The sequence below is a fragment of the Vagococcus sp. WN89Y genome (assembly GCF_052220145.1).
GTDB lineage: Bacteria > Pseudomonadota > Gammaproteobacteria > Enterobacterales > Enterobacteriaceae > Kosakonia.
Window position 1 is genome coordinate 89,194 of the sequence record NZ_JBQPOM010000004.1, and the last position, 25,019, is coordinate 114,212.

A 25,019-nucleotide genomic window follows, 5' to 3' on the forward strand; every position below is an offset into this window, starting at 1 on the left:
AAGCCCGTCACCGGCAGGTAACGGGCTTATTACACTCTATTCTTCAGGCTGACGCACGCAGACTGCGCTCATAATGGCTCCCGGTCACTCACTTTTGTACTTCTCTAAGCTCCCGCGAACCACCGCGCCGCCAGAATAATTCGGTGTATTTACAGCATTAAGCCTGTTGGTTCATCAGTTCATTAAAGGAAGTGGCTTTTTCAGTCACTTTCGCTTTAGCCAGAACCGCTTCAACCGCTTGTTCTTCCAGGGCAACGTTACGCATGTTGTCCATCAACTCTTTGTTTTTGCTGTAGAACTCAATAACTTCTGTCGGATCTTCGTAAGCAGAAGCCATCTCTTCGATCAGGCCCTTAACGCGCTCTTCGTCAGCTTTCAGCTCGTTGGTGCGAATCACTTCGCCCAGCAGCAGACCAACCACGACGCGGCGTTTCGCCTGCTCTTCGAACAGTTCACGCGGCAGCTCCAGTGCTTGTTTCTCGTTGCCACCAAAACGCTGCGCAGCCTGGCGACGCAGAACGTCGATTTCGCTGTCGATCAGTGCTGACGGAACGTCGATTTCGTTCGCTTTCACCAGACCATCAATTGCCTGAGATTTAATACGGTTGCGCACCGCGCCTTTCAGCTCGCGCTCCATGTTTTTACGCACTTCAGCGCGCAGACCTTCGATGGAACCATCTTCAACGCCGAAACGTTTGATGAACTCTTCGGTCAGCTCCGGCAGTTCGCGCTCTTCAACTTTTTTCAGGTTGATAACGAACTTCGCTGCTTTCCCTTTCAGGTTTTCTGCGTGGTACTCTTCCGGGAAGGTCACGTCGATGGTGAATTCTTCGCCCGCTTTGTGGCCTTTAACGCCTTCTTCAAAGCCCGGAATCATACGGCCCTGGCCCATTGCCAGAACGAAATCAGTGGCTTTGCCGCCTTCGAACTCTTCGCCGTCAACAGAACCGGTGAAATCGATGGTTACGCGGTCTTCAGCATCAGCTGCGCCGTCTTTGTCTTTCCAGGTTGCCTGCTGCTTACGCAGCGTGTCCAGCATGGTATCAACGTCAGCGTCAGTGACTTCAACAACCGGTTTTTCAACTTCGATGGTTTCCAGCGCTTTCAGCTCGACTTCCGGATACACTTCAAACTCAACAGAGTAAGTGAAGTCTTCGCCCAGCTTGTATTCGCCCGGAACATATTTCGGTGCGCCAGCCGGGTTAATTTTTTCCTGAATGATCGCGTCGATAAAATTGCGGCTCATCAGATCGCCCAGCACGTCCTGGCGTACAGAAGCGCCATAACGCTGAGCAACGACATTCATCGGTACTTTGCCCTTACGGAAACCGTCAATACGAACTTTCTTCGCTACGTTGACCAGCTCGCTCTTCACAGCGGTCTCGATGCTGTCAGCAGCGATTGTAATCGTTACACGGCGCCCAAGGCCCTGAGTTGTTTCAACTGAAACTTGCATCTTGTTACCTCAAAAAATCACAGTGCTCGGTCAACTCTACTCTGTAAGCAACCTTATGCGTTACAGAACCGGGATGTTCTCTCAAATCAGATATACATTCCCTGTCGTCAGAATCACCCCGAAGACATTCCGAAAAATAAGACGCAGCATTATAGCGGCATCGCTGATGTGAGTCGAGAACGGGTGGTTGGCAAAGTTGCGTCACTTTTCACACTTCTGACGCAATTTTGCGCAGAAAACATGACTTCTCGCTCAAAATTCAGGCAAAACAAAACGGCCCGCAGGCCGTTTTACTCAATCTGCATGCAACATACTGGAAAAGTTCCCGCAGTTGCAAATAGCTTTTACGCGATACTGCCCGCGCCACGACATGGTGGAGAGGCAAAAATCGTATCCTGCAGCCCTTCCCACTCTTTGATGGTATAAGTATGCAATGCAAGTGCATGAAGTGTCGTTGACAGTTCATCCGTTAACGCAGTGTAAATCATCCGGTGACGATTAAGAAAACGCTCACCATTAAAGCGGTCGCTTACCAGTACGACTTTGAAATGACTTTCAGAACCGGCCGGAACGTTGTGACGATAGCTTTCATCAACAACTTCGAGATACACGGGCTCAAATTCCGCCTTTAATTTCCCTTCGATTTGTTCGCGCATCATCATGATCTTACCCCTCCAGACAACGCTGGGATCCCAGCCATCTTCTTAAATATTAGCCGCTTTTACAGGCTCCATAATCCGAAAACAACAAAAAATTAATAAATATCCTGGTTTACCTGGCATCAGATGGAATCTAATGAAACAGAACAGATTTTTACATGCAAGATGCGTAATGCGCCGAAAAAAGGACAAGACGATGAATTTACATGCATTGAAGTCTTCCCCTTACCGGCGGCAATGTTATGATGACGGCAATTTTTCACACTAAAAGCATACGTTCCTTTGAGAGCCTGAACATGTTTAAAAAACTCCTTTTTCCTTTGATAGCGTTATTTATGTTGGCCGGGTGCGCTACTCCGCCAACCACCATTAATGTTGCGCCGAGCATCACCCTGCCGCAGCAGGATCCAAGCCTGATGGGCGTCACCGTGAGCATTAACGGTGCCGATCAGCGTCCTGACCAGGCGCTGGCAAAAGTGACCCGTGATAATCAGTTGGTTACGCTGACGGCTTCCCGGGATTTGCGCTTCCTGTTGCAAGAAGTGCTTGAAAAGCAGATGACCGCGCGCGGTTATATGATTGGGCCGAATGGCGCAGTCAATCTGCAGATAATTGTTAACCAGCTGTATGCTGACGTCACGCAGGGTAATGTGCGTTACAGCATCGCCACGAAAGCCGATATCGCCATCATTGCTACCGCTGCGAACGGCAACAAAATGACCAAAAACTACCGTGCCAGTTACAACGTTGAAGGCGCGTTTGAAGCCAATAACACCAAGATTGCCAATGCGGTTAACAGTGTGTTGACCGATACCATTGCAGATATGTCTCAGGACACCAGCATTCACGACTTTATTAAACAAAACGCACGATAAAATAGTGGCCCGGCTTGTCCGGGCCATTTTGTAACCTATGTCCAATTATTACTTACGCATTTTTACGCAGCCTAAAACAATCATCCTGTTGATGCTTGGCTTTGCATCCGGGCTTCCTCTCGCGCTGACCAGCAGCACACTTCAGGCATGGATAACCGTCGCAGACATTGACGTCAAAACCATTGGCTTCTTCTCGCTTGTCGGCCAGGCCTATGTTTTTAAGTTTCTCTGGTCGCCAGCGATGGATCGCTATACCCCCTCATTTTTGGGGCGGCGTCGCGGCTGGCTGCTACTCACGCAAGTTTGCCTGATGATTGCGATTGCCGGGATGGGTTTCCTGCAACCGGAAACCGATCTGCGCTGGATGGCCGCGCTGGCGGTATTGATAGCGTTTTGTTCCGCTTCTCAGGATATCGTTTTTGACGCCTGGAAGACCGACGTGCTGCCCGCAGACGAGCGCGGTGCAGGTGCGGCTATCAGCGTGCTCGGTTATCGCATCGCGATGCTGGTCTCCGGTGGCCTGGCGCTGTGGCTGGCGGACCGCTGGCTCGGCTGGCAAGGAATGTACTGGCTGATGGCGGCATTAATGATCCCGTGTATTATCGCCACGCTGTGCGCGCCGGAACCGACGGATGCCAACCCTGCGCCAAAATCATTAGAAGAAGCGGTCGTTGCACCGCTGCGCGATTTTTTCGGGCGCAATAATGCCTGGCTTATTCTGCTGCTGATTGTCCTTTATAAGCTCGGCGATGCTTTTGCCGTGAGTCTGACCACGCTGTTCCTCATTCGCGGCCTCGGGTTTGATCCCGGCGATGTGGGGATGGTGAATAAAAGCCTTGGGCTTATCGCAACGATTATCGGCGCGCTGTGGGGCGGCGTCCTGATGCAGCGGCTGACGCTGTTTCGGGCATTGTTAATCTTTGGCGTCTTGCAGGCGGTGTCGAATGCCGGTTACTGGTTTTTATCGGTGACTGAAAAAGACCTCTTCACCATGGGTGCTGCGGTGTTTTTCGAAAACCTGTGCGGCGGTATGGGTACCGCCGCCTTTGTCGCCTTGCTGATGTCTTTGTGCAACAAGTCCTTTTCCGCAACGCAGTTTGCATTGCTCTCAGCCCTCTCGGCTGTCGGGCGCGTTTATGTCGGCCCACTGGCTGGCTGGTTTGTGACGAACTGGGACTGGCCTACGTTCTATCTTTTCTCTATTGTCGCCGCCGTTCCTGGCCTGATATTGCTGCTACTTTGCAAAAAAACACTGGAGCATGCCCAGCGTACCGAAACGTTTATTCCCCGTACCGAGTACAGCGGTGCCTATCGGCTGGCGCTGCGTATCCTCGCCACGGGTTGCCTGCTGCTTGCCGCCGGATTGTTGGTTTTGCTCAGCAACCATCTTGGCATCACCCGTTGGAGTATCGATGCTCAACTGCTGGAGTGGGGCGCGTTTCTGGCCATCGGCGGGGTCGTATACGGCGGTCTGCTGGATTTGCTGGCGCTGCGAAAAACCGAGCTGCTGTAATGAGGGCGCCTGCGGGCGCTCTTTGCCAGGCCTGGCGCATGGAAAAAATATGGCGAAATATCAAACAATATATTTAACTGCTCGCAAAAAAATATTTTTAACGCCACATAAAATAGATCTGATAAATATTTTACCTTATAAATCAGCGGCAAATATAAAAAATAGCGAGGGATTATTCCCCAGCGTTATTATTATGCTCAACAAATAAACACAAATTTTCTGCTCCTGGATACGATTATTTTTCGGCGCATAAAAATATTCTTAATTATTTTGTGCGCTTTAAAATAATGGCTACTCTTTAACGGCTTAGTCGTGTTAACAATGCTTGAGTTTCTAATTAGTTCCAGTAAGGTTCATTAGTTGCTGAATAATTGTTAACTAAATGTTTATTTAATTGATTGGTTATACCAATTTACCCGTAATGCTATTTGTAAAGTAATATTTTTGTTATATCTCAATCTCTGGTTGTGCAAATGTCTCATTTTACAGTTTGTTGCATTACGTGTGACATAAACGGCAGAACCCGGTAACACCTTACTGACAGAGAGCCAATCATGTTTACAGTAACGTAACCTTTCCGTAAAATGCCCGCACACTTTAAGCGCCACCAGATCCCGTGGAATTGAGGTCGTTAAATGAGACTCAGGAAATACAATAAAAGTTTGGGATGGTTGTCATTAATCGCCGGCACAGTTTTACTTACTGGCTGCGATTCTGCACTTCTTGACCCCAAAGGAGAGATTGGACTGGAGCAACGCTCTTTGATACTGACGGCTTTTGGCCTGATGATGATCGTCGTTATTCCCGCCATCTTAATGGCCCTTGGTTTTGCCTGGAAGTATCGTGCAAGCAATAAAGATGCAAAGTATAGCCCTAACTGGTCACACTCCAACAAAGTGGAAGCTGTGGTCTGGACAGTGCCAATTCTGATCATCCTGTTCCTTGCCGTATTAACCTGGAAAACCACCCACTCGCTCGAACCGAGCAAGCCGCTGGTACATGACGAAGCCCCGATTAAAATCGAAGTGGTTTCCATGGACTGGAAATGGTTCTTCATCTATCCGGAACAGGGCATTGCTACCGTAAACGAAATCGCCTTCCCGGCGAACGTCCCGGTAGAGTTCAAAGTGACCTCTAACTCTGTGATGAACTCGTTCTTTATCCCGCGCCTGGGTAGCCAGATTTATGCGATGGCCGGTATGCAGACGAACCTGCATCTCATCGCCAACGAAGCCGGTACTTATGATGGCATCTCCGCCAGCTATAGTGGCCCGGGCTTCTCCGGCATGAAATTTAAAGCCATTGCAACGCCGGACCGCGCCGCATTCGACCAGTGGGTCGCTAAAGCGAAGCAATCATCTGAAACCGTGTCCGACATGGCCGCTTTCGAGAAGATTGCCGTACCTAGCGAATACAACAAGGTTGAATACTTCTCCAGCGTTAAACCCGATTTGTTTAAAGATGTTATCAACAAATTTATGGGCCACGGCATGAGCATGGATCCGACCCAACCGGAAGGCGAGCATAGCAAGCACGATGGTATGGAAGGCATGAACATGAGCCACGCGGAAACCTCTCACTAAGGGGTCGAGGAAGAAAACGATGTTCGGAAAACTTACACTGGATGCAGTGCCGTACCATGAACCTATTATCATGGTCACGATTGCTGCGATTATCGTCGGGGGACTGGCGGTACTGGCTCTGATCACTTATTTCGGTAAGTGGTCATGGCTGTGGAAAGAATGGTTAACCTCTGTTGACCACAAACGCCTTGGCATCATGTATGTCATCGTGGCTGTTGTTATGCTGCTGCGCGGCTTCGCGGATGCGGTGATGATGCGTAGCCAGCAGGCGCTGGCGTCGGCGGGTGAAGCAGGCTTCCTGCCACCTCACCACTACGATCAGGTCTTCACCGCTCACGGTGTTATCATGATCTTCTTCGTGGCGATGCCGTTTGTTATCGGTCTGATGAACCTTGTGGTTCCGCTGCAGATCGGCGCACGCGACGTAGCGTTCCCGTTCCTTAACAACCTGAGCTTCTGGTTCACGGTTGTGGGTGTGATTCTGGTTAACATCTCTCTGGGCGTAGGTGAGTTCGCGCAGACGGGTTGGCTAGCTTATCCACCGCTTTCGGGGATTGAATATAGTCCTGGTGTCGGGGTCGATTACTGGATCTGGAGTCTCCAGCTGTCCGGTATCGGTACGACGCTGACCGGTATCAACTTCTTCGTGACTATCCTGAAGATGCGCGCACCGGGCATGACCATGTTCAAAATGCCGGTCTTCACCTGGGCGTCACTGTGCGCTAACGTGTTGATTATCGTCTCGTTCCCGATTCTGACCGCGACTATTGCCTTGTTGACCCTGGATCGCTATCTGGGCACCCATTTCTTTACCAATGATATGGGTGGCAACATGATGATGTACATCAACCTGATTTGGGCCTGGGGCCATCCGGAAGTGTACATTCTGGTGCTGCCGGTGTTCGGGGTGTTCTCAGAAGTTGCGGCAACCTTCTCACGTAAACGTCTGTTTGGTTACACCTCGCTGGTGTGGGCAACTGTCTGTATTACCGTGCTGTCGTTCATCGTCTGGCTGCACCACTTCTTTACCATGGGTGCAGGCGGTAACGTAAACGCCTTCTTCGGTATTGCAACGATGATTATCGCCATCCCGACCGGGGTGAAGATCTTCAACTGGCTGTTCACCATGTACCAGGGCCGCATCGTGTTCCACTCAGCAATGCTGTGGACTATCGGCTTTATCGTAACCTTCTCCGTAGGTGGGATGACCGGCGTGCTGCTGGCAGTACCGGGCGCAGACTTCGTGCTGCACAATAGCCTGTTCCTGATTGCGCACTTCCATAACGTTATCATCGGCGGTGTCGTGTTCGGTTGCTTCGCAGGCCTGACCTACTGGTGGCCGAAAGCCTTCGGTTTCACGCTGAACGAAACCTGGGGTAAACGCGCGTTCTGGTTCTGGATAATTGGCTTCTTCGTTGCATTTATGCCGCTGTACGTGCTGGGCTTTATGGGTATGACTCGTCGTCTCAGCCAGCAGATTGACCCGCAGTTCCACACCATGCTGATGATTGCCGGGTGCGGTGCAGCGCTGATTGCCATTGGTATTCTGTGCCTGCTGATTCAGATCTTCGTTTCTATTCGCGACCGCGATCAGAACCGTGACCTGACGGGTGACCCGTGGGGCGGCCGTACGCTGGAGTGGGCGACCTCTTCTCCTCCGCCGTTCTATAACTTCGCTATCGTTCCGCACGTTCACGAGCGTGACGCTTTCTGGGAAATGAAAGAAAAAGGCGAAGCCTATAAAAAGCCTGCGCATTATGAAGAAATTCATATGCCGAAAAACAGCGGTGCCGGTATTGTTATCGCCGCCTTTGCAACGGTATTTGGTTTCGCCATGATCTGGCACATCTGGTGGCTGGCGATCGCAAGCTTCGCGGGCATCGTAATTAGCTGGATCGTGAAAAGCTTCGACGAGGACGTGGATTACTACGTACCGGTTGCAGAAATCGAGAAACTGGAAAACCAGCATTTCGATGAGATCACTAAAGCAGGGCTGAAAAATGGCAACTGATACTCTGACGAACGCGCACGCCCATGCGCACGAACACGGGCACCACGATGCAGGGGCGAATAAAGTATTCGGTTTCTGGATCTACCTGATGAGCGACTGCATTCTGTTCTCTTGTCTGTTTGCTACCTATGCCGTTCTGGTGAACGGCACTGCGGGCGGGCCGACGGGTAAGGACATTTTTGAACTGCCGTTCGTACTGGTAGAAACATTCCTGCTGCTGTTCAGTTCCATCACCTATGGCATGGCGGCGATCGCCATGTACAAAAACAACAAAAGCCAGGTTATCTCCTGGCTGGCGTTGACCTGGCTGTTTGGCGCCGGGTTTATCGGGATGGAAATCTATGAGTTTCACCACCTGATTGTCGAAGGTATGGGGCCGGATCGCAGCGGCTTCCTGTCAGCGTTCTTTGCGCTGGTAGGCACCCACGGTCTGCACGTGACCTCCGGTCTTATCTGGATGGCGGTTCTGATGTTCCAGGTTTCACGTCGGGGCCTGACCAGTACTAACCGTACCCGTATCCAGTGCCTGAGCTTGTTCTGGCACTTCCTGGATGTGGTATGGATCTGTGTGTTCTCTGTTGTTTACCTGATGGGGGCGATGTAATGAGTCATTCAACCGATCACGGCGCTTCTCACGGTAGCGTAAAAACCTACATAACCGGTTTTATCCTGTCGATTATTTTGACAGTGATTCCGTTCTGGATGGTGATGAACGGTACGGCTTCCCATGCAGCCATTGTGGGGACAGTCATTGTGACTGCGGTTGTGCAGATTCTGGTGCATCTGGTTTGCTTCCTGCACATGAACACCAAGTCTGATGAGGGCTGGAACTTTACGGCCTTCGTCTTTACTGCACTGATCATCGGCATTGTGGTTGTAGGTTCACTGTGGATTATGTGGAACCTGAACTACAACATGATGGTTCGATAAGAGCGGCGAGTATGTTTAAGCAATACCTGCAAGTAACGAAACCGGGCATTATTTTTGGCAATCTGATCTCCGTGATCGGGGGATTCCTGCTGGCCTCCAAAGGCCAAATAGATTATCCCCTGTTCCTCTGCACGCTGATTGGCGTGTCTTTGGTGGTCGCCTCTGGTTGTGTTTTCAACAACTACATCGACCGTGACATTGATAAAAAAATGGAGCGGACGAAAAACAGGGTGCTGGTCAAAGGGTTGATCTCGCCAAAAGTCTCGCTGGTATACGCAACCTTGTTGGGTATTGCTGGCTTTATGCTGCTGTGGTTTGGCGCCAATCCGCTGGCCTGCTGGCTGGCGGTGATGGGGTTCGTGGTATATGTGGGCGTTTACAGCCTGTATATGAAGCGCCACTCCGTTTACGGCACGCTGATTGGCTCTCTCTCCGGCGCTGCGCCGCCGGTGATTGGTTACTGTGCGGTAACCAACGAGTTTGACAGCGGCGCGGCTATCCTGCTGGCGATTTTCAGCCTGTGGCAAATGCCCCACTCGTATGCCATCGCGATTTTCCGCTTCAAGGATTATCAGGCGGCAAACATTCCGGTTCTGCCGGTAGTGAAAGGCATTTCGGTCGCGAAAAACCACATCACGCTCTACATCCTGGCGTTTGCTATCGCCACACTGATGCTCTCCCTGGGCGGCTACGCAGGGTATAAGTACCTGGTGGTTGCCGCAGCGGTAAGCCTCTGGTGGTTAGGCATGGCGTTGCGTGGATACAAAGTGGAAGATGACAAAGTGTGGGCGCGCAAACTGTTCGTGTTCTCCATTGTCGCTATCACTTCGCTAAGCGTGATGATGTCCGTCGATTTTATGGTGCCCGACTCCCACAGTCTGCTGACTTACGTCTGGTAAGTCAGGCACGATTATCAAGGGTGCTCCGGCACCCTTTTTTTACGTTTTCTGTATCCCTCCGCAGGTAATATTTGTTAATCAAGCTGTTATTTACCCTGCCCTACCCCCGCACTACACTATGCCCGGCTTACAATTTGAGGTGGTGATGAACGATTATAAAATGACGCCAGGCGAGTTGCGCGCCACCTGGGGTTTAGGAACTGTATTCTCATTGCGCATGCTTGGCATGTTTATGGTTCTGCCCGTTCTGACTACTTACGGCATGGCGCTCCAGGGGGCGAGCGAGGCGCTAATTGGCCTGGCTATCGGGATTTATGGCCTCGCCCAGGCGATTTTTCAAATACCTTTTGGCCTGCTCTCAGACAGAATTGGGCGCAAGCCGCTGATTGTCGGCGGGCTGGCGATTTTTGTGATCGGTAGCGTCACCGCCGCACTGGCTGACTCCATCTGGGGCATTATTCTTGGCCGCGCCTTACAAGGTTCCGGGGCTATCGCCGCGGCCGTAATGGCGCTGCTGTCCGATCTGACCCGCGAGCAAAATCGTACCAAAGCGATGGCCTTTATCGGCGTCAGCTTTGGCGTCACCTTTGCCATCGCGATGGTGCTCGGGCCAATCATCACCCATAAACTGGGCCTGCACGCTCTGTTCTGGATGATCGCCGCGCTGGCGATAATCGGTATTGCCCTGACGCTATGGGTCGTGCCTGACAGCAAGCATCATGTGCGTAACCGCGAATCGGGCATGGTGAAAGACTGTTTCCGCATGGTGATGGTTAACCCTAAGTTGCTGAAACTGAACTTTGGCATCATGTGCCTGCATATTTTGCTGATGTCGACGTTCGTCGCCCTGCCCCGCCAGCTTGAAGCGGCCGGTTTTCTGGCGCAAAACCACTGGAAAATTTACCTCGTCACCATGCTGATATCGTTCGTCTCGGTGGTGCCTTTTATTATTTATGCTGAAGTAAAACGCCGCATGAAGCGCGTATTCCTGCTCTGCGTGGCGCTGCTGGTCATTGCTGAGATTATGCTGTGGGGCGCAGGCCCACACTTCTGGGACATCGTGGCGGGGGTGCAAATTTTCTTCCTCGCCTTTAACCTGATGGAAGCCTTATTGCCGTCATTAATCAGTAAAGAAGCGCCGGCAGGCTATAAAGGAACGGCGATGGGGATTTACTCCACCAGCCAGTTTATCGGCGTCGCGATTGGCGGCTCGCTCGGTGGCTGGCTGGACGGCTTCTTCGACTCGCAAACCGTTTTTCTCGCTGGCGCACTGCTGGCGATGGTCTGGCTGCTGGTCGCCAGTACGATGAAGGAACCGCCCTATGTCAGCAGCTTGCGGATAGCCATCCCCGATGGCGTCACCATTGACGAGGCGTTACAGCAGCGCTTGCGAGCAAAAGCAGGGGTCAGCGAAGTGCTGGTCGTTGCAGAAGAACGCAGCGCTTACGTCAAAATCGACAGCAAAGTGACGAACCGTTTTGAAATAGAACAGGCGGTGGCGGGCTAAACATCCCCCCTCCTGACGGGAGGGGCGATTTATCAGTCGCGGAAATTTTTGAACTGGAACGGCTGCCCCAGATTTCCCCCGCGAACCAGCGCCATCACGGCCTGCAAATCATCGCGGGACTTACCGGTCACGCGAATCTCTTCACCCTGAATCTGCGCCTGCACTTTCAGCTTGCTGTCTTTAATCAGCTTGATGATTTTCTTCGCCGTCGCGCTATCAATCCCCTGCTTGAGTTTGGCCTCAACATACCAGGTTTTACCGCTGTGCACGAACTCTTCCGGCACTTCCAGCGAACTGCCTTCAATGCCGCGCTTGAGCAGCTTGGCGCGCAGAATGTCCAGCAGCTGATTGACCTGGAAATCAGATTCGCTCAACACTTTAATGGTCTGATTTGTTTCATTCAGCTCAAAAGTGGCTTCAACGTTACGAAAATCGAAACGCGTCGCCAGTTCACGGGTCGCGTTTTCCACACCGTTCTGCACTTCCCGGAGATCGACCTCAGAAACAATATCGAAAGATGGCATCTTTTTTCTCCCTCTGTATTTGTTGCGATGCATAATACCTGCAACGAAACATAACTCAACTTGTAATACTGGAAGCTTAGCTGACGCCATTATACTTATGATAGCAGCACCTGGCGCGGTTGCAGGTGAGGAGGAACAATGAGAATTACCGTACTTGGATGCGGTGCTTTAGGCCAGTTGTGGTTAACAGCATTACATAAGCATGGGCATGAGGTACAAGGTTGGTTACGTGTTTCACAGCCGTTTTGCAGCGTGAACCTCGTCGAAGAAGACGGTTCAATTTTTAATGAATCGCTGACGGCCAATGACCCGGAATTCCTCGCTGGCAGTGATTTACTGCTGGTAACGCTCAAGGCGTGGCAAGTCTCCGATGCGGTGAAAAGCCTGGCGCCAATGCTGCGCCCCAGCATGCCGGTATTGCTGATTCATAACGGTATGGGCACGGTTGAAGAGCTAAAAGCGTTGCCGAACCCCTTATTGATAGGCACCACCACTCATGCGGCACGCCGTGATGGAAACGTGATAATCCATGTGGCGGGCGGAACTACCCACATTGGCCCGGCACGCCAGTTCGACGGCGAGTTTAGTTACCTGGCCGATACCCTGCAAGAGGTGCTGCCGGACGTTGCCTGGCATAACACCATACGCCCGGCGCTATGGCGTAAACTGGCGGTGAACTGCGTGATTAACCCGCTGACTGCGTTGCGGGAGTGCAAAAATGGCGAGCTGCTGGCGTATCCGGAGGAGATCAAACGGATAATCGATGAAGCCGCCGCCGTGATTGAGCGCGAAGGCCACCATATCTCGGCTGATGAGTTGCTGTATTATACTTATCAGATTATTGAAAATACGGCGGAAAACTTTTCCTCAATGTTGCAGGATGTCCGCGCGCTGCGTCATACCGAGTGTGATTACATTACTGGTTATCTGCTCAAACGCGCCCGTGCTCATGGCATTGCTGTGCCGGAAAACGCCCGTCTGTACGACATGATTAAACGTAAGGAGAGTGAGTATGAGCGCATCGGCTCTGGTATGCCTCGCCCCTGGTAGTGAAGAGACTGAAGCGGTCACCACTATCGATTTGCTGGTGCGTGGCGGCATTGCGGTCACCACCGCCAGCGTTGCCAGCGACGGCAACCTGACGATTACCTGCTCGCGCGGCGTCAAACTGCTGGCGGATGCGCCGCTGGTTGAGGTGGCGGACGGTGATTATGATGTGATTGTGCTGCCCGGCGGCCTGAAAGGTGCCGAATGCTTCCGGGATAGCCCGCTGCTGGTTGAAACCGTGCGGCAGTTTCATCGCTCAGGCAGAATAGTGGCCGCGATTTGTGCGGCCGCCGGTACCGTGCTGGTGCCGCATGACATTTTCCCGCTGGGCAATATGACCGGCTTCCCTGGCCTGAAAGAGACCATACCGGCGGAGCAGTGGCAGGATAAACGCGTGGTCTGGGATGCGCGAGTCAACCTGCTGACCAGCCAGGGGCCGGGAACGGCCATTGATTTTGGCCTGAAGATTATCGATCTGTTGGTTGGGCGTGAAAAAGCCCACGAGGTGGCATCACAGCTGGTGATTGCGGCCGGGATTTATAACTACTACGAAGGGTAAAAAATGCCGGGGCAGCCCCGGCATCGTTGTGTTATGGGCGATAGACTTTCACGTTAGTAAAGCCTTGCTCCCGCAGATAGAGCGCCTGTAAGCGGCTCATCACCCCGCGCTCACACCATAACAGCCAGGTTTTGCTCTGATCGAGGTCGCCAAATTTCGTGCTCAGCTTATAAAACGGCAGAGAAACCACATCCACGTCTTTAAGCTGTAACGGCTTCTCATCCTGTTCATCAATCGAACGGATATCCAGCACCACGTCGTTTGGGCCAAAACCGTTTACCGTTTCGACTTCAACCACGGCTTCCTGAGTCTGGATCGCGATGTCGCGGATATCGATATTGCTCGCTTCTTCAACGACTTTATCGAGGATAGAGAAATCAAAATTCGCCTCTTCCGCTTCGATTTTCGCCTTGACCGCTTTTACCGTCGGGCTTTTTGAAATCACGCCGCAATATTCCGGCATGGTACGGGCAAAATCTTCCGTACCGATTTCGCGCGCCAGATCGATAATGTGCTCTTTATCCCAGGAGATAAGCGGGCGCAGGATCAGCGTATCAGAAACGTTATCAATCAGGCGCAGGTTGGTCAGCGTCTGGCTGGAGACCTGGCCCAGCGCTTCGCCGGTCACCAGTGCCTGCACGCCGTAGCGCTCGGCAACTTTTGACGCCGCACGCACCATCATGCGTTTTAGCACCACGCCCATCTGGCCGTCGTCCACTTTTTCGAGGATTTCACCCACCACAGGCTCAAAATTGATCGCGACAAAACGCACGCGGTGCGAGCTGCCAAAACGGTTCCACAGATAATGCGCCACCTGGCGAACACCGATTTCATGAGCCGCGCCGCCGAGGTTAAAGAAGCAGTAATGCACGCGGCAGCCGCGACGCATCAGCATATAGCTGGAAACTCCTGAGTCAAAACCGCCGGAAATAAGCGACAGCACATCTTCCTGGGTGCCGATCGGGAAACCGCCAATACCTTCATAGCGGCCTTTCACCAACAGCAGACGATCGTCTTCAATCTCAAGATTTACGGTGACGTCCGGGTGCGTCAGCTTCACGCGCGCCGATTCAACATGCTGGTTCAGACCACCGCCAACATACCGTTCCACCTCAATGGAGCTGAACTCGTGTTTACCGCGGCGTTTAACGCGAACGCAGAAGGTTTTCCCTTCAATTTGCTCGCGATATTGCACCAGCGCTTTTTCAAAAATATCGTGCAGCGAGGTAAAAGGAACGTCTTCGACCTCCAGAACATGGTGAATACCCGGAATACGGGTCAGCGCATCGCGAATAGCCTCGCGCTGGTTTTCGTCTTTAGCGCGAACTTCAACATGATCCCAGTGACGAACAACGGCCAGCGTCTCGTCATAGTGCTTCAGAACGTTACGAATGTTCCCTGTCAGAATTTTAATAAAGCGCAAGCGCACAGATTGGCTTTTGATGGTGATTTCCGGGAACAATTTAATGATAAACTTCATGGCGGCAATGGTTCGTTGGCAAGCCAGGCTGGCTTGTTATGAGAAATAATACAGCAGCCCATACCCGCGACTGCATCCAGGCGCGGAAGTATACCACCATCACGAACAACCTGTGTAATGCATTACCATTGTGCGTTATTTGCTTAGTTGTGCGACTTCGCTACCATAACGTAGTCGAACAGGAAAACCAGAAGAGTCAGACATTCACTATGCCAAAGAAAAACGACGCACCGGCCAGTTTTGAAACTGCGCTAAGCGAGCTGGAAAAGATTGTCACTCGTCTTGAAAGCGGCGATCTTCCGCTCGAAGAGGCGCTCAATGAATTCGAACGTGGCGTGCAGCTGGCGCGCCAGGGGCAGGTAAAACTGCAGCAGGCCGAACAGCGCGTGCAAATCCTGCTATCCGATAATGAAGAGGCCCCGCTGACGCCTTTCGCCCCGGATGCCGAATAAATGGATTTCAGCCAACAATTACAGGCCTGTGTAGAACAGGCCAATAATGCACTGCGTCGGTTTATCGAGCCTCTCCCCTTTCAGAACACTCCACTGGTTGAGGCCATGCATTACGGCGCATTATTAGGCGGCAAACGCCTGCGCCCGTTTTTGGTTTATGCAACCGGCGGTATGTTTGGCATCAGCCAGTCAACGCTTGATGCGCCCGCTGCGGCGGTTGAGTGCATTCATGCCTATTCGCTGATGCATGACGATTTACCGGCGATGGACGACGACGATTTACGCCGTGGTCTGCCGACCTGCCATATTAAATTTGGTGAAGCCAGCGCCATCCTCGCAGGAGATGCGTTGCAAACGCTGGCCTTTTCTATCCTTGCCGATGCGCCAATGCCGGAGGTTGCCGCGCGCGACCGGCTGGCGATGGTGGCAGAGCTGGCGCACGCCAGCGGCGTCGCCGGGATGTGCGGCGGCCAGGCGCTGGATTTAGCCGCCGAAGGTGAGCAGGTGTCGCTGCAAGCGCTGGAGCAGATCCATCGCCATAAGACCGGCGCATTAATTCGTGCGGCGGTCAGGATGGGGGCGCTGAGCGCAGGTGACAAAGGGCGGGAAGCCTTGCCCTATCTGGACAGCTATGCGCAAAACATTGGCCTGGCGTTCCAGGTACAGGATGACATTCTGGATGTTGTCGGCGATACTGCAACACTTGGCAAACGCCAGGGTGCAGACCAGCAACTGGGCAAGAGCACCTATCCCGCATTACTGGGCCTTGAGCAAGCCCGCATAAAAGCCCGTGACCTGATCGACGATGCCCGCCAGGCGCTAAGCCTGTTGTCGGCACAGTCGCTGGATACCACGGTACTGGAAGCACTGGCGAATTATATAATCCAGCGTGATAAATAAACTGACATGCTATAACGAGTTGCTGATGAGTTTTGATATAGCCAAATACCCGACGCTGGCAATGGTAGAAAATACCCAGGAGTTACGCCTGCTGCCGAAAGAGAGCCTGCCGAAGCTGTGCGACGAGTTACGCCGCTACTTGCTTGATAGCGTGAGCCGCTCCAGCGGGCACTTCGCCTCCGGGCTTGGCACGGTCGAGCTGACCGTTGCGCTGCATTACGTTTACAACACCCCTTTCGATCAGCTGATCTGGGACGTAGGACACCAGGCGTATCCGCATAAAATTCTCACCGGGCGGCGCGATAAGATTGGCACCATCCGGCAGAAAAACGGCCTGCATCCCTTCCCGTGGCGCGGTGAGAGCGAGTACGACGTGCTGAGCGTCGGCCACTCTTCAACCTCCATTAGCGCCGGGATTGGCATCGCCGTCGCGGCAGCAAAAGAGGGCAAACAGCGCCGTACCGTGTGCGTAATTGGCGACGGCGCGATCACCGCCGGCATGGCGTTTGAAGCCATGAACCACGCCGGGGATATTCGCCCGGATATGCTGGTGGTGCTCAACGATAACGAAATGTCTATTTCTGAAAATGTCGGCGCGCTGAATAATCACCTGGCGCAGCTGCTCTCCGGCAAGCTCTACTCCACCCTGCGCGAAGGCGGCAAAAAAGTGCTCTCCGGCGTGCCGCCTATCAAAGAGCTTATCAAGCGCACCGAAGAGCATATCAAAGGCATGGTGGTTCCCGGCACGCTGTTTGAAGAGCTGGGCTTTAACTATATCGGCCCGGTTGATGGTCATGATGTGCTGGGGCTGGTACAGACGCTGCGCAATATGCGCACGCTAAAAGGCCCGCAGTTCCTGCATATTATGACCAAAAAAGGCCGCGGCTATGAACCAGCGGAAAAAGATCCGATAACGTTCCACGCGGTGCCGAAGTTTGATCCCTCCAGCGGTTGCCTGCCGAAAAGCAGCGGCGGTATGCCGAGCTACTCAAAAATCTTTGGCGACTGGCTGTGCGAAACCGCCGCCAGAGATCCAAAGCTGATGGCGATCACCCCGGCGATGCGTGAAGGTTCGGGCATGGTTGAGTTTTCGCGTAAATTCCCGGACCAGTATTTCGATGTGGCGATTGCTGAACAGCACGCGGTGACCTTCGCCGCCGGGCTGGCGATCGGCGGCTATAAGCCGGTGGTGGCGATTTACTCCACCTTCCTGCAGCGCGCTTATGATCAGGTTATTCATGATGTGGCTATCCAGAAGCTACCGGTGCTGTTTGCCATCGATCGCGCCGGGATTGTCGGTGCCGACGGGCAGACGCACCAGGGCGCGTTTGATATCTCCTACCTGCGCTGCATTCCCGGCATGGTTATCATGACGCCGAGCGATGAGAACGAATGTCGCCAGATGCTGTTTACCGGTTATCACTATAACGACGGCCCCAGTGCAGTGCGTTACCCGCGCGGCAATGCGCTTGGCGTCCCGCTGGCACCGCTGGAAAAACTGCCGGTGGGTAAAGGCGTAGTTAAGCGCCGTGGTGAAAAAACCGCCATCCTCAATTTCGGCACCCTGTTGCCGGAAGCAGAAAAAGCAGCCGACGCGCTAAACGCAACGCTTATCGATATGCGTTTCGTCAAACCGCTGGATGAAGCCTTGATTCTGGAAACCGCCTCAACGCACGACGCGCTGGTGACGCTGGAAGAGAACGCTATCATCGGCGGCGCAGGCAGCGGCGTGAACGAAGTGCTGATGGCGCATCGTAAACCGGTGCCGGTGCTCAATCTCGGCCTGCCTGATTTCTTTGTTCCACAGGGCACGCAGGATGAAATCCGTGCAGAGCTGGGGCTGGATGCGAGCGGGATAATCACACGTATCAACGCCTGGCTCGCCTGAGTCCCTCCTCTTTCACTCCTGCTATGCTTAAACCTACGTTTATCTGGCAGGAGTGTAACCATGCAATACAACAGATTAGGAAAAACAGAGCTTCAGGTTTCCCGCCTTTGCCTTGGCTGTATGACCTTTGGCGAACCTGACCGGGGTAAGCACGCCTGGACCTTGCCCGAAGAGAGCAGCCGCCCGATTATCAAACGCGCGCTGGAAGGCGGCATCAACTTTTTCGATACCGCCAATAGTTACTCTGACGGCAGCAGCGAGGAGATTGTTGGCCGTGCGCTGCGTGATTTCGCCCGCCGTGACGAGGTGATTGTCGCCACCAAAGTCTATCACCAAACCGGTGACCTGGCGGAAGGCCTCTCCAGGGCGCAAATCCTGCGCTCTATCGACGACAGCCTGCAACGCCTCGGTATGGAGTACGTCGACCTGCTGCAAATCCACCGCTGGGATTACAACACGCCAATCGAAGAGACGCTGGAGGCGCTCAATGACGTGGTGAAAGCGGGCAAAGCACGCTATATCGGCGCGTCTTCCATGCATGCGCATCAATTTGCGCAGGCGCTGGCTTTGCAGGATCAGCATGGCTGGGCGCGTTTTGTCACCATGCAGGATCACTACAATCTTATCTATCGTGAAGAAGAACTGGAGATGCTGCCGCTGTGCTACAAAGAGGGGGTCGCCGTGATCCCGTGGAGCCCGCTGGCGCGTGGACGGTTGACGCGCCCCTGGGGTGAAACGACCGCGCGCGTGGTGTCGGATGAATTCGGGAAAACGCTTTACAGTGAAACCGAGGAAAACGATGCGCAAATCGCCGCACGGCTGGCGGGCGTCGCCGAAGAGCTGGACGCTTCACGCGCACAGGTGGCGCTGGCCTGGCTGCTCAGTAAACCCGGCGTTGCGGCACCGATTATCGGCACATCCAGAGCAGAGCAGCTTGACGAGTTACTTGGCGCGGTAGATTTAACGCTTACACCGGCGCAGGTTGCCGAACTGGAAACACCTTATCTACCGCACCCGGTGGTGGGTTTTCGCTAAGAGGCTTTGCAGAGTGAGGCGGTTTTCGCCTCACGCCTGGGCAAAGTGATCGTAGCCGCGTAAATCAAACTCGACGGGTTTCCCTTCGCGGGTAAAATGCAGCCCTTCTATCTCGCTGCTTATTTGCCCGATACAGGTAAACGGCACGCCGAGCTGCGCAATGGCAACATCCAGCGCGCCACGGTTAAGCTCCGGTACGGTAAAGCACAGCTCGTAATCTTCGCCGCCGGAAAGCGCCCAGCGCAGCGCCTGTTCAGGCTCCACCTGGCGCTGCATCGCCTGCGAATAAGGCAGCAAATCAAGATCGATACGCGCACCGCAGCGGCTGGCGTGCAGAATATGACCCAAATCTGAAATCAAACCGTCAGAGAGATCGATGGCCGCACTGGCCAGATTACGCAGCGCCTGCCCGTGCAGTAAGCGCGGCGTAGGGCGCAGATGGCGACCGACCAGATAATCTGCGTCGCTGCTTACGTCAGGCACCAGGCGTTTTTGCAACACCGCCAGACCCGCAGCGCTGTCGCCCGGCGTGCCGGTGATATAAATCCAGTCGCCAGGCTTCGCACCGGAGCGCTTCATCGCGCGCCCAACCGGCACAAAGCCATAGATACCCAGCGTCATGGAGAGCGGGCCACGCGTGGTGTCTCCGCCAATCAGCTGCATATCGTAGTAATCAAGTTGCTCAAACAGACTGTCGCTGAAGGCTTGCAGCCAGGCTTCGTTCACGTCCGGCAGCGTCAGCGCAAGCGTAAGCCACGCCGGATCGGCACCGGTTGCCGCCAAATCGCTGATATTGACCGCCAGCGCTTTGTACGCCAGATCGGCAGGATCGATATCCGGCAGAAAATGGTTCCCTTGCACCAGCGTGTCGGTGCTGATGGCCAGCGTCTGTTTGTCGGGAATATTAAGTAGCGCGCAGTCGTCGCCAATACCGGTTTCAACATCGCGGCGGGTATTACGTGGCCGGTCAAAATAACGGGCAATCAGGGAGAATTCGCCACATGCCATACGTTATGCCTCTGTGAAAAAAAGAAAAAGCCGGAACAGACGCGCGTAAGGCACGGCCCGCGTCCGGCTTGCGGATCACTTTTTACGGGGGCGAATCGCAGGTGCGGCTTTATCCAGCACGCCGTTCACGAACTTGTGACTGTCTTCAGCGCCAAAGGTTTTTGCCAGTTCGATAGCCTCATTGATGGCGACTTTGTACGGAACATCGTCACGTTTGGACAATTCGAACAGTGCGATACGCAATACCGCTTTCTCGACCTGACCCAGTTCTTCAAGCTGGCGGGACAGGTACGGCTTCATTAAGCCATCGAGATATGCGCTATTGGTCGCCACCCCGGTCAACAGCTCGCGGAAGTACAGAACGTCGACATCTTTAACGTCCTGTTCTGCCAGAAACTGGTATTCAACATCCGAGATGTCGTTCTGGGACAACTGCCAGGAGTAAAGCGCCTGGACGGCACACTCACGGGCGCGGCGACGAGCAGCAGGTTTCACGGAATTCCCCTTACAAAAATCAGGCCTTGATGGCTTTCAATACATTAATCATTTCAAGCGCGGTCAGTGCGGCTTCCGCACCTTTGTTACCGGCTTTGGTACCAGCGCGCTCGATAGCTTGTTCAATACTTTCAGTGGTTAATACACCGAAGGCGACCGGGATACCGCTCTCCTGAGCGACATGCGCCAGGCCATTGCTTGCGCCACCGGCAACGTATTCGAAGTGGGCGGTACCGCCGCGGATAACGGTGCCCAGAGCGATCACCGCATCATATTTATCGGTTTTGGCAAGCGCCGCCGCCGCCAGCGGCAGCTCGTAGGCGCCCGGAACCCAGACAACGGTGATGTTTTCATCTTTCACCTGACCAATGCGTTTGAGCGCATCAACAGCGCCTTCGAGCAGGCTGTCGTTGATAAAGTTGTTGAAACGCGCAATGGTGATGGCGACGCGAGCGTCCGGAGCAGCAACGTTGGCTTCAATAATGTTCATACATATCCTTTCCAGGTTCAGTTCGGCCCACGCAGGGGGGCGGATTTTATCATACTATTCGACGCGCTGCTTCCCTTTTACAGCAGGCATTACGCGTGGGTAAGATGCAGGCAGACATCGGGGCCGACCTGACGTATCTCATTGAATTTAAAGTGTGGCGCATCCGCAAGCGCGGACAATCCCGGCAGTACGCACAAACCGCGCGCATCGCTGCCCAGAAGTTTAGGCGCCAGATAGACAATCAGCTCATCCACCAGCCCGGCCTGCAACAAGGCTCCGGCCAGGTTTGCCCCCGCTTCCACCCAGATACTGTTAATCTGCGCTTTGCCGAGCATCATCAGCAGCAGCACTAAATCGAGGTGCCCGTTGTGCTCCGGTACGATAATTTCGCGCACGCTTTGCGGCCAGCTACGCGCATCGGCGTGGGTACGGGCAAACCAGGTTTCGCCCAGCTGGGTGACCAGGCGGTGCTGCGGCGTGACGCGGTTGTGACTATCAAGAACAATCCGCACCGGCTGGCGTAGATCCTGCTGCGGATAAAGTGCCTGGCTGTCGGCGTTTAGCTCCTCCCAACGCACGGTGAGCGCCGGATCGTCCGCCAGTACCGTGGCGCTGCTGGTCAGAATAGCGTGGCTTTGCGCCCGCAAGCGCTGAACATCACGCCGCGCCTGCGGAGAGGTTATCCACTGACTTTCGCCACTCGCCATAGCCGTGCGCCCATCTAACGACGCGCCGAGTTTCAGCTGCACGTAAGGGAAACCGGTACGCATGCGCTTGAGAAAGCCTTTATTCAGCGCTTCGGCTTCACTCATCATCAGGCCGTGGCTGACCTCAATGCCCTCTTGCTGCAGGCGGTGCAAACCACGCCCGGCGACTTGCGGGTTGGGGTCTTGCATCGCCACCACCACGCGCGCAACGCCCGCCGCAATCAGCGCTTCGCAGCACGGAGGCGTGCGGCCATGATGGCTGCAAGGCTCCAGCGTGACATACGCCGTTGCGCCGCGGGCGCGCTCACCCGCCATTCGCAACGCGTGAACCTCAGCATGCGGTTCGCCTGCGCGATAGTGAAAACCTTCGCCAACGATTTCCCCACCGTTAACGATCACGCAGCCGACGCGCGGGTTTGGATGCGTGGTAAAACGCCCGCGTTGCGCCAGTTTCAGCGCCCGCGCCATATACATTTCGTCCAGCATGATCAGTCCTGTAAGCGCGCGATCTCTTCACCAAACTCGCGGATATCTTCGAAGCTACGGTAAACAGAAGCAAAGCGGATGTAGGCCACTTTATCGAGTTTTTTCAGTTGCTCCATCACCAGATTACCGATCATTTTGCTCGGCACTTCGCGCTCGCCGGTTGCACGCAGCTGCGATTTGATGTGATTAAGCGCCATTTCGACGTCATCTGCGCTGACCGGGCGCTTTTCCAGCGCTTTTAGCATACCGCTGCGCAATTTATCTTCGTTAAACGGTTCACGCACATCATTGCTTTTCACCACGCGTGGCATGACAAGCTCCGCCACTTCAAAAGTGGTAAAACGCTCATTACAAACCAGACACTGCCGGCGACGGCGAACGGATGAACCTTCACCCACCAGGCGAGAATCGATTACTTTGGTATCCACGGCGAAACAGAATGGGCAATGCATACGGCGTCCTGACGTTAGAGTTAACTGAAATCTATTTTAACCTGAACTGGCATGACAACAAAGGCAGAGTATTTTTTGAGACAAAGGATCGATGGCAACGTTGCCGTTGCGATCTACCATTACAGAATTGAAAACAGCCGGAAAAATAGATTATGCCAGCATATTACCTGCGAACACTCCTGCTGGGCAGCCTGTTTACTCTCAGCGCCTGCGCCCCGCAAAGCGAAGTCCGTCAGCTGCATCAGAGCGTCAACACGCTGAATAAAGAAATGACTCAGCTGAATAAAGAGACGGTTAAAATCACCCAACAAAATACGTTGAACGCAAAATCCGCAAGCGGCGTCTATTTACTGCCAGGCGCGAATACCCCTGCCCGGCTGAACAGCCAGATAGGTATGCTGCGTATGTCGCTGCGCGATATTGCGCCAAATGCAGGCGGAACGCGCGTGCTGCTGCGTATCCAGGGCGAGTCCAACGATCCGTTACCGGCTTTTAGCGGCACCGTTGAGTGGGGGCAGATTGTCGGCACCACGGAAAATTACCAGGAAGTGAATGTCCAGAGCCAGCTGATTAATGCCCCGGCCAGCACCCTTGCGCCGAGCGGTGTGGACATTCCGTTGCAGCTAAACGGCATCACGCCAGACCAGTTAGGTTTTGTGCGTATCCACGATATCCAGCCCGCGATCACCCCTTAACATTCAGGGCGGCAATGTCGCCCTGTTTTTGTTAGACGTCCTTTTCTTCTGGTTTTTCACCTTAACCATTAGTTTCATGAATTTGCAATGCTGCGCAATATCAGTACAATCGCCGCGGTTTACTGCACGCAAACGTGAACGCAATCGATTACCTTCATGTCGAGAATGTGAAATAACACATATTTTTGTGAGCGTGAATACTTATAATAGGCGCCCAGAAATATGAAACATTTAGCAATGCAATGTGTGCTTTCTTTCACTCCCATCCGGGATACTTATCAGTGGCGTAATGATGAAAAAAACAATTCTCGCAGCCGGTGCTGCTGCTCTCGCTCTTTCCGCTTCTTTCACTGTAAATGCAGCGGAGAACAGCAAACCTGAATACCTTTCCGACTGGTGGCACCAGAGCGTGAACGTAGTGGGTAGCTACCACACCCGTTTTTCACCGGTTCCGCGTAACGATACCTACCTCGAATATGAAGCCTTTGCCAAAAAAGATTGGTTCGACTTCTACGGATACCTGGATGCGCCGGTATTCTTCGGGGGTAACAGCGGTGCTAAAGGGATCTGGAACCACGGTTCACCGCTGTTTATGGAAATTGAGCCGCGCTTCTCCATTGATAAGCTGACCGGCACCGACCTGAGCTTTGGCCCGTTCAAAGAGTGGTACTTCGCCAATAACTACGTCTACGACATGGGGCGTAACAAGGCTGGCCGCCAGAGCACCTGGTATATGGGTCTGGGGACGGATATTGAAACCGGTCTGCCGATGAGCCTGTCGCTTAACGTTTATGCTAAATACCAGTGGCAGAACTACGGCGCAGAAAACGAAAACGAGTGGGATGGCTACCGTTTCAAAGTGAAATACTTTGTGCCAATCACCTCTTTGTGGGGCGGCCAGCTGAGCTATATCGGTTTCACCAACTTTGACTGGGGCTCAGACCTGGGCGACAGAAAATACTACGTTGATGGCGCGCAGCAGCGTACCAGCAACTCCATCGCCTCCAGCCATATCCTCGCGCTGAACTACGATCACTGGCACTACTCTGTTGTTGCGCGTTACTGGCACAACGGCAGCCAGATTAAAGATGGCGCAATGTTGGGCGACCTTAGCGCACGCTCTACCGGCTGGGGTGGCTACCTGGTTGTAGGTTACAACTTCTGATTGCGCAATAGCGCCAGTTGATGTGAAAAGCTCATGCTCCGGCATGGGCTTTTTTTATGCGCAGAAATGTTGGTGCGAAATAAATATCCTCCGGCATAGCCGGAGGTTTTTCAGATGCGCCTATAAGGCTCTATTACCAGCCGCGCCCTAACAGGCGCATACGATCTGACATTTGCATCAAACTTCGTTACTTACGGCCCGTA

26 protein-coding genes are annotated in these 25,019 nt (G+C 53.5%); 17 read left to right on the top strand and 9 right to left on the bottom strand.

The window, feature by feature from the left end:
- Positions 1 to 157 precede the first annotated feature (157 nt).
- Positions 158 to 1,456 carry a trigger factor gene (gene tig, locus ACTU3N_RS01340; protein WP_443084352.1) on the bottom strand — a complete coding sequence of 433 codons (1,299 nt, stop codon included), beginning with the start codon at positions 1,454 to 1,456 and terminating at the stop codon, positions 158 to 160.
- A 344-nt stretch (positions 1,457 to 1,800) separates the two neighbouring features.
- On the bottom strand, positions 1,801 to 2,118 hold the full coding sequence (gene bolA / locus ACTU3N_RS01345) for a transcriptional regulator BolA (RefSeq protein ID WP_443084353.1): 318 nt from the start codon (positions 2,116 to 2,118) through the stop codon (positions 1,801 to 1,803).
- Between the two features lie 293 nt (positions 2,119 to 2,411).
- Here bolA and ACTU3N_RS01350 point away from each other — a divergent pair, with 293 nt between their 5' ends.
- The 9 genes from ACTU3N_RS01350 (at position 2,412) to ACTU3N_RS01390 (ending at position 11,433) form a co-directional block, all read left to right on the top strand.
- Positions 2,412 to 2,990, top strand: a complete 579-nt coding sequence (locus ACTU3N_RS01350) for a lipoprotein (RefSeq protein WP_443084354.1) — start codon at positions 2,412 to 2,414, stop codon at positions 2,988 to 2,990.
- A 37-nt stretch (positions 2,991 to 3,027) separates the two neighbouring features.
- Entirely contained in the window at positions 3,028 to 4,503 is a 1,476-nt protein-coding gene (gene ampG, locus ACTU3N_RS01355; RefSeq protein WP_443084355.1) for a muropeptide MFS transporter AmpG, read from the top strand.
- A gap of 49 nt (positions 4,504 to 4,552) precedes the next feature.
- Positions 4,553 to 4,711: a hypothetical protein gene (locus ACTU3N_RS01360; protein ID WP_443084356.1), complete on the top strand. Its 159-nt coding sequence runs from the start codon at positions 4,553 to 4,555 to the stop codon at positions 4,709 to 4,711.
- A 427-nt stretch (positions 4,712 to 5,138) separates the two neighbouring features.
- Positions 5,139 to 6,086 carry a cytochrome o ubiquinol oxidase subunit II gene (gene cyoA / locus ACTU3N_RS01365; protein ID WP_443084357.1) on the top strand — a complete coding sequence of 316 codons (948 nt, stop codon included), beginning with the start codon at positions 5,139 to 5,141 and terminating at the stop codon, positions 6,084 to 6,086.
- Positions 6,087 to 6,105: 19 nt separating this feature from the next.
- The gene (gene cyoB, locus ACTU3N_RS01370; protein ID WP_443084358.1) at positions 6,106 to 8,097 is read left to right on the top strand and encodes a cytochrome o ubiquinol oxidase subunit I; all 1,992 of its coding nucleotides are present in this window, start codon (positions 6,106 to 6,108) and stop codon (positions 8,095 to 8,097) included.
- Entirely contained in the window at positions 8,087 to 8,701 is a 615-nt protein-coding gene (locus ACTU3N_RS01375; RefSeq protein WP_443084359.1) for a cytochrome o ubiquinol oxidase subunit III, read from the top strand. The genes cyoB and ACTU3N_RS01375 overlap by 11 nt, the downstream gene beginning before the upstream one ends.
- Positions 8,701 to 9,027 (top strand): cytochrome o ubiquinol oxidase subunit IV, encoded by a 327-nt coding sequence (locus ACTU3N_RS01380; protein ID WP_443084360.1) that lies wholly within the window; start codon positions 8,701 to 8,703, stop codon positions 9,025 to 9,027. The genes ACTU3N_RS01375 and ACTU3N_RS01380 overlap by 1 nt, the downstream gene beginning before the upstream one ends.
- 11 nt (positions 9,028 to 9,038) lie before the next feature.
- The gene (gene cyoE, locus ACTU3N_RS01385) at positions 9,039 to 9,926 is read left to right on the top strand and encodes a heme o synthase (RefSeq protein ID WP_443084361.1); all 888 of its coding nucleotides are present in this window, start codon (positions 9,039 to 9,041) and stop codon (positions 9,924 to 9,926) included.
- Between the two features lie 145 nt (positions 9,927 to 10,071).
- Entirely contained in the window at positions 10,072 to 11,433 is a 1,362-nt protein-coding gene (locus ACTU3N_RS01390; RefSeq protein ID WP_443084362.1) for an MFS transporter, read from the top strand.
- Positions 11,434 to 11,465: 32 nt separating this feature from the next.
- Here the strand turns inward: ACTU3N_RS01390 and ACTU3N_RS01395 are convergent, their stop codons facing one another.
- On the bottom strand, positions 11,466 to 11,957 hold the full coding sequence (locus tag ACTU3N_RS01395; protein ID WP_443084363.1) for a YajQ family cyclic di-GMP-binding protein: 492 nt from the start codon (positions 11,955 to 11,957) through the stop codon (positions 11,466 to 11,468).
- Positions 11,958 to 12,095: 138 nt separating this feature from the next.
- Here ACTU3N_RS01395 and panE point away from each other — a divergent pair, with 138 nt between their 5' ends.
- Both panE and yajL read left to right on the top strand, forming a co-directional pair.
- Positions 12,096 to 13,007 (top strand): 2-dehydropantoate 2-reductase, encoded by a 912-nt coding sequence (gene panE, locus ACTU3N_RS01400; protein ID WP_443084364.1) that lies wholly within the window; start codon positions 12,096 to 12,098, stop codon positions 13,005 to 13,007.
- Positions 12,970 to 13,563 carry a protein deglycase YajL gene (gene yajL, locus ACTU3N_RS01405; RefSeq protein ID WP_443084365.1) on the top strand — a complete coding sequence of 198 codons (594 nt, stop codon included), beginning with the start codon at positions 12,970 to 12,972 and terminating at the stop codon, positions 13,561 to 13,563. Before panE ends, yajL begins: the two co-directional genes overlap by 38 nt.
- A 31-nt stretch (positions 13,564 to 13,594) precedes the next feature.
- On the opposite strand, the gene thiI is transcribed toward yajL, so the two are convergent.
- Positions 13,595 to 15,043, bottom strand: a complete 1,449-nt coding sequence (gene thiI / locus ACTU3N_RS01410; protein ID WP_443084366.1) for a tRNA uracil 4-sulfurtransferase ThiI — start codon at positions 15,041 to 15,043, stop codon at positions 13,595 to 13,597.
- A gap of 209 nt (positions 15,044 to 15,252) precedes the next feature.
- On the opposite strand from thiI, the gene xseB reads away from it, so the two are divergent.
- The 4 genes from xseB to ACTU3N_RS01430 are packed head-to-tail and all read left to right on the top strand — an operon-like array spanning position 15,253 to position 19,318.
- Positions 15,253 to 15,495, top strand: coding sequence for an exodeoxyribonuclease VII small subunit (xseB, locus tag ACTU3N_RS01415; protein ID WP_443084367.1), 243 nt, complete (start codon positions 15,253 to 15,255; stop codon positions 15,493 to 15,495).
- Positions 15,496 to 16,395, top strand: coding sequence for a (2E,6E)-farnesyl diphosphate synthase (gene ispA / locus ACTU3N_RS01420; protein ID WP_443084368.1), 900 nt, complete (start codon positions 15,496 to 15,498; stop codon positions 16,393 to 16,395).
- 25 nt (positions 16,396 to 16,420) lie between these two features.
- Complete coding sequence (gene dxs, locus ACTU3N_RS01425; protein WP_443084369.1) at positions 16,421 to 18,283, top strand: 1-deoxy-D-xylulose-5-phosphate synthase; 1,863 nt, start codon at positions 16,421 to 16,423, stop codon at positions 18,281 to 18,283.
- 60 nt (positions 18,284 to 18,343) lie between these two features.
- The gene (locus ACTU3N_RS01430; RefSeq protein WP_443084370.1) at positions 18,344 to 19,318 is read left to right on the top strand and encodes an aldo/keto reductase; all 975 of its coding nucleotides are present in this window, start codon (positions 18,344 to 18,346) and stop codon (positions 19,316 to 19,318) included.
- Positions 19,319 to 19,348: 30 nt separating this feature from the next.
- On the opposite strand, the gene thiL is transcribed toward ACTU3N_RS01430, so the two are convergent.
- The 5 genes from thiL to nrdR form a co-directional block, all read right to left on the bottom strand.
- Positions 19,349 to 20,326: a thiamine-phosphate kinase gene (gene thiL, locus ACTU3N_RS01435; RefSeq protein ID WP_443084371.1), complete on the bottom strand. Its 978-nt coding sequence runs from the start codon at positions 20,324 to 20,326 to the stop codon at positions 19,349 to 19,351.
- A 75-nt stretch (positions 20,327 to 20,401) separates the two neighbouring features.
- Entirely contained in the window at positions 20,402 to 20,821 is a 420-nt protein-coding gene (gene nusB / locus ACTU3N_RS01440) for a transcription antitermination factor NusB (RefSeq protein WP_443084372.1), read from the bottom strand.
- Positions 20,822 to 20,840: 19 nt separating this feature from the next.
- Positions 20,841 to 21,311 (bottom strand): 6,7-dimethyl-8-ribityllumazine synthase, encoded by a 471-nt coding sequence (ribH, locus tag ACTU3N_RS01445; protein WP_443084373.1) that lies wholly within the window; start codon positions 21,309 to 21,311, stop codon positions 20,841 to 20,843.
- Between the two features lie 89 nt (positions 21,312 to 21,400).
- Positions 21,401 to 22,504: a bifunctional diaminohydroxyphosphoribosylaminopyrimidine deaminase/5-amino-6-(5-phosphoribosylamino)uracil reductase RibD gene (gene ribD, locus ACTU3N_RS01450; RefSeq protein WP_443084374.1), complete on the bottom strand. Its 1,104-nt coding sequence runs from the start codon at positions 22,502 to 22,504 to the stop codon at positions 21,401 to 21,403.
- Between the two features lie 2 nt (positions 22,505 to 22,506).
- Entirely contained in the window at positions 22,507 to 22,956 is a 450-nt protein-coding gene (gene nrdR, locus ACTU3N_RS01455) for a transcriptional regulator NrdR (protein WP_443084375.1), read from the bottom strand.
- A 152-nt stretch (positions 22,957 to 23,108) separates the two neighbouring features.
- On the opposite strand from nrdR, the gene ACTU3N_RS01460 reads away from it, so the two are divergent.
- Both ACTU3N_RS01460 and ACTU3N_RS01465 read left to right on the top strand, forming a co-directional pair.
- On the top strand, positions 23,109 to 23,651 hold the full coding sequence (locus tag ACTU3N_RS01460; protein ID WP_443084376.1) for a DUF3251 domain-containing protein: 543 nt from the start codon (positions 23,109 to 23,111) through the stop codon (positions 23,649 to 23,651).
- A 292-nt stretch (positions 23,652 to 23,943) separates the two neighbouring features.
- Positions 23,944 to 24,816: a nucleoside-specific channel-forming protein Tsx gene (locus ACTU3N_RS01465; protein ID WP_443084377.1), complete on the top strand. Its 873-nt coding sequence runs from the start codon at positions 23,944 to 23,946 to the stop codon at positions 24,814 to 24,816.
- The last annotated feature ends 203 nt before the right edge of the window (positions 24,817 to 25,019 follow it).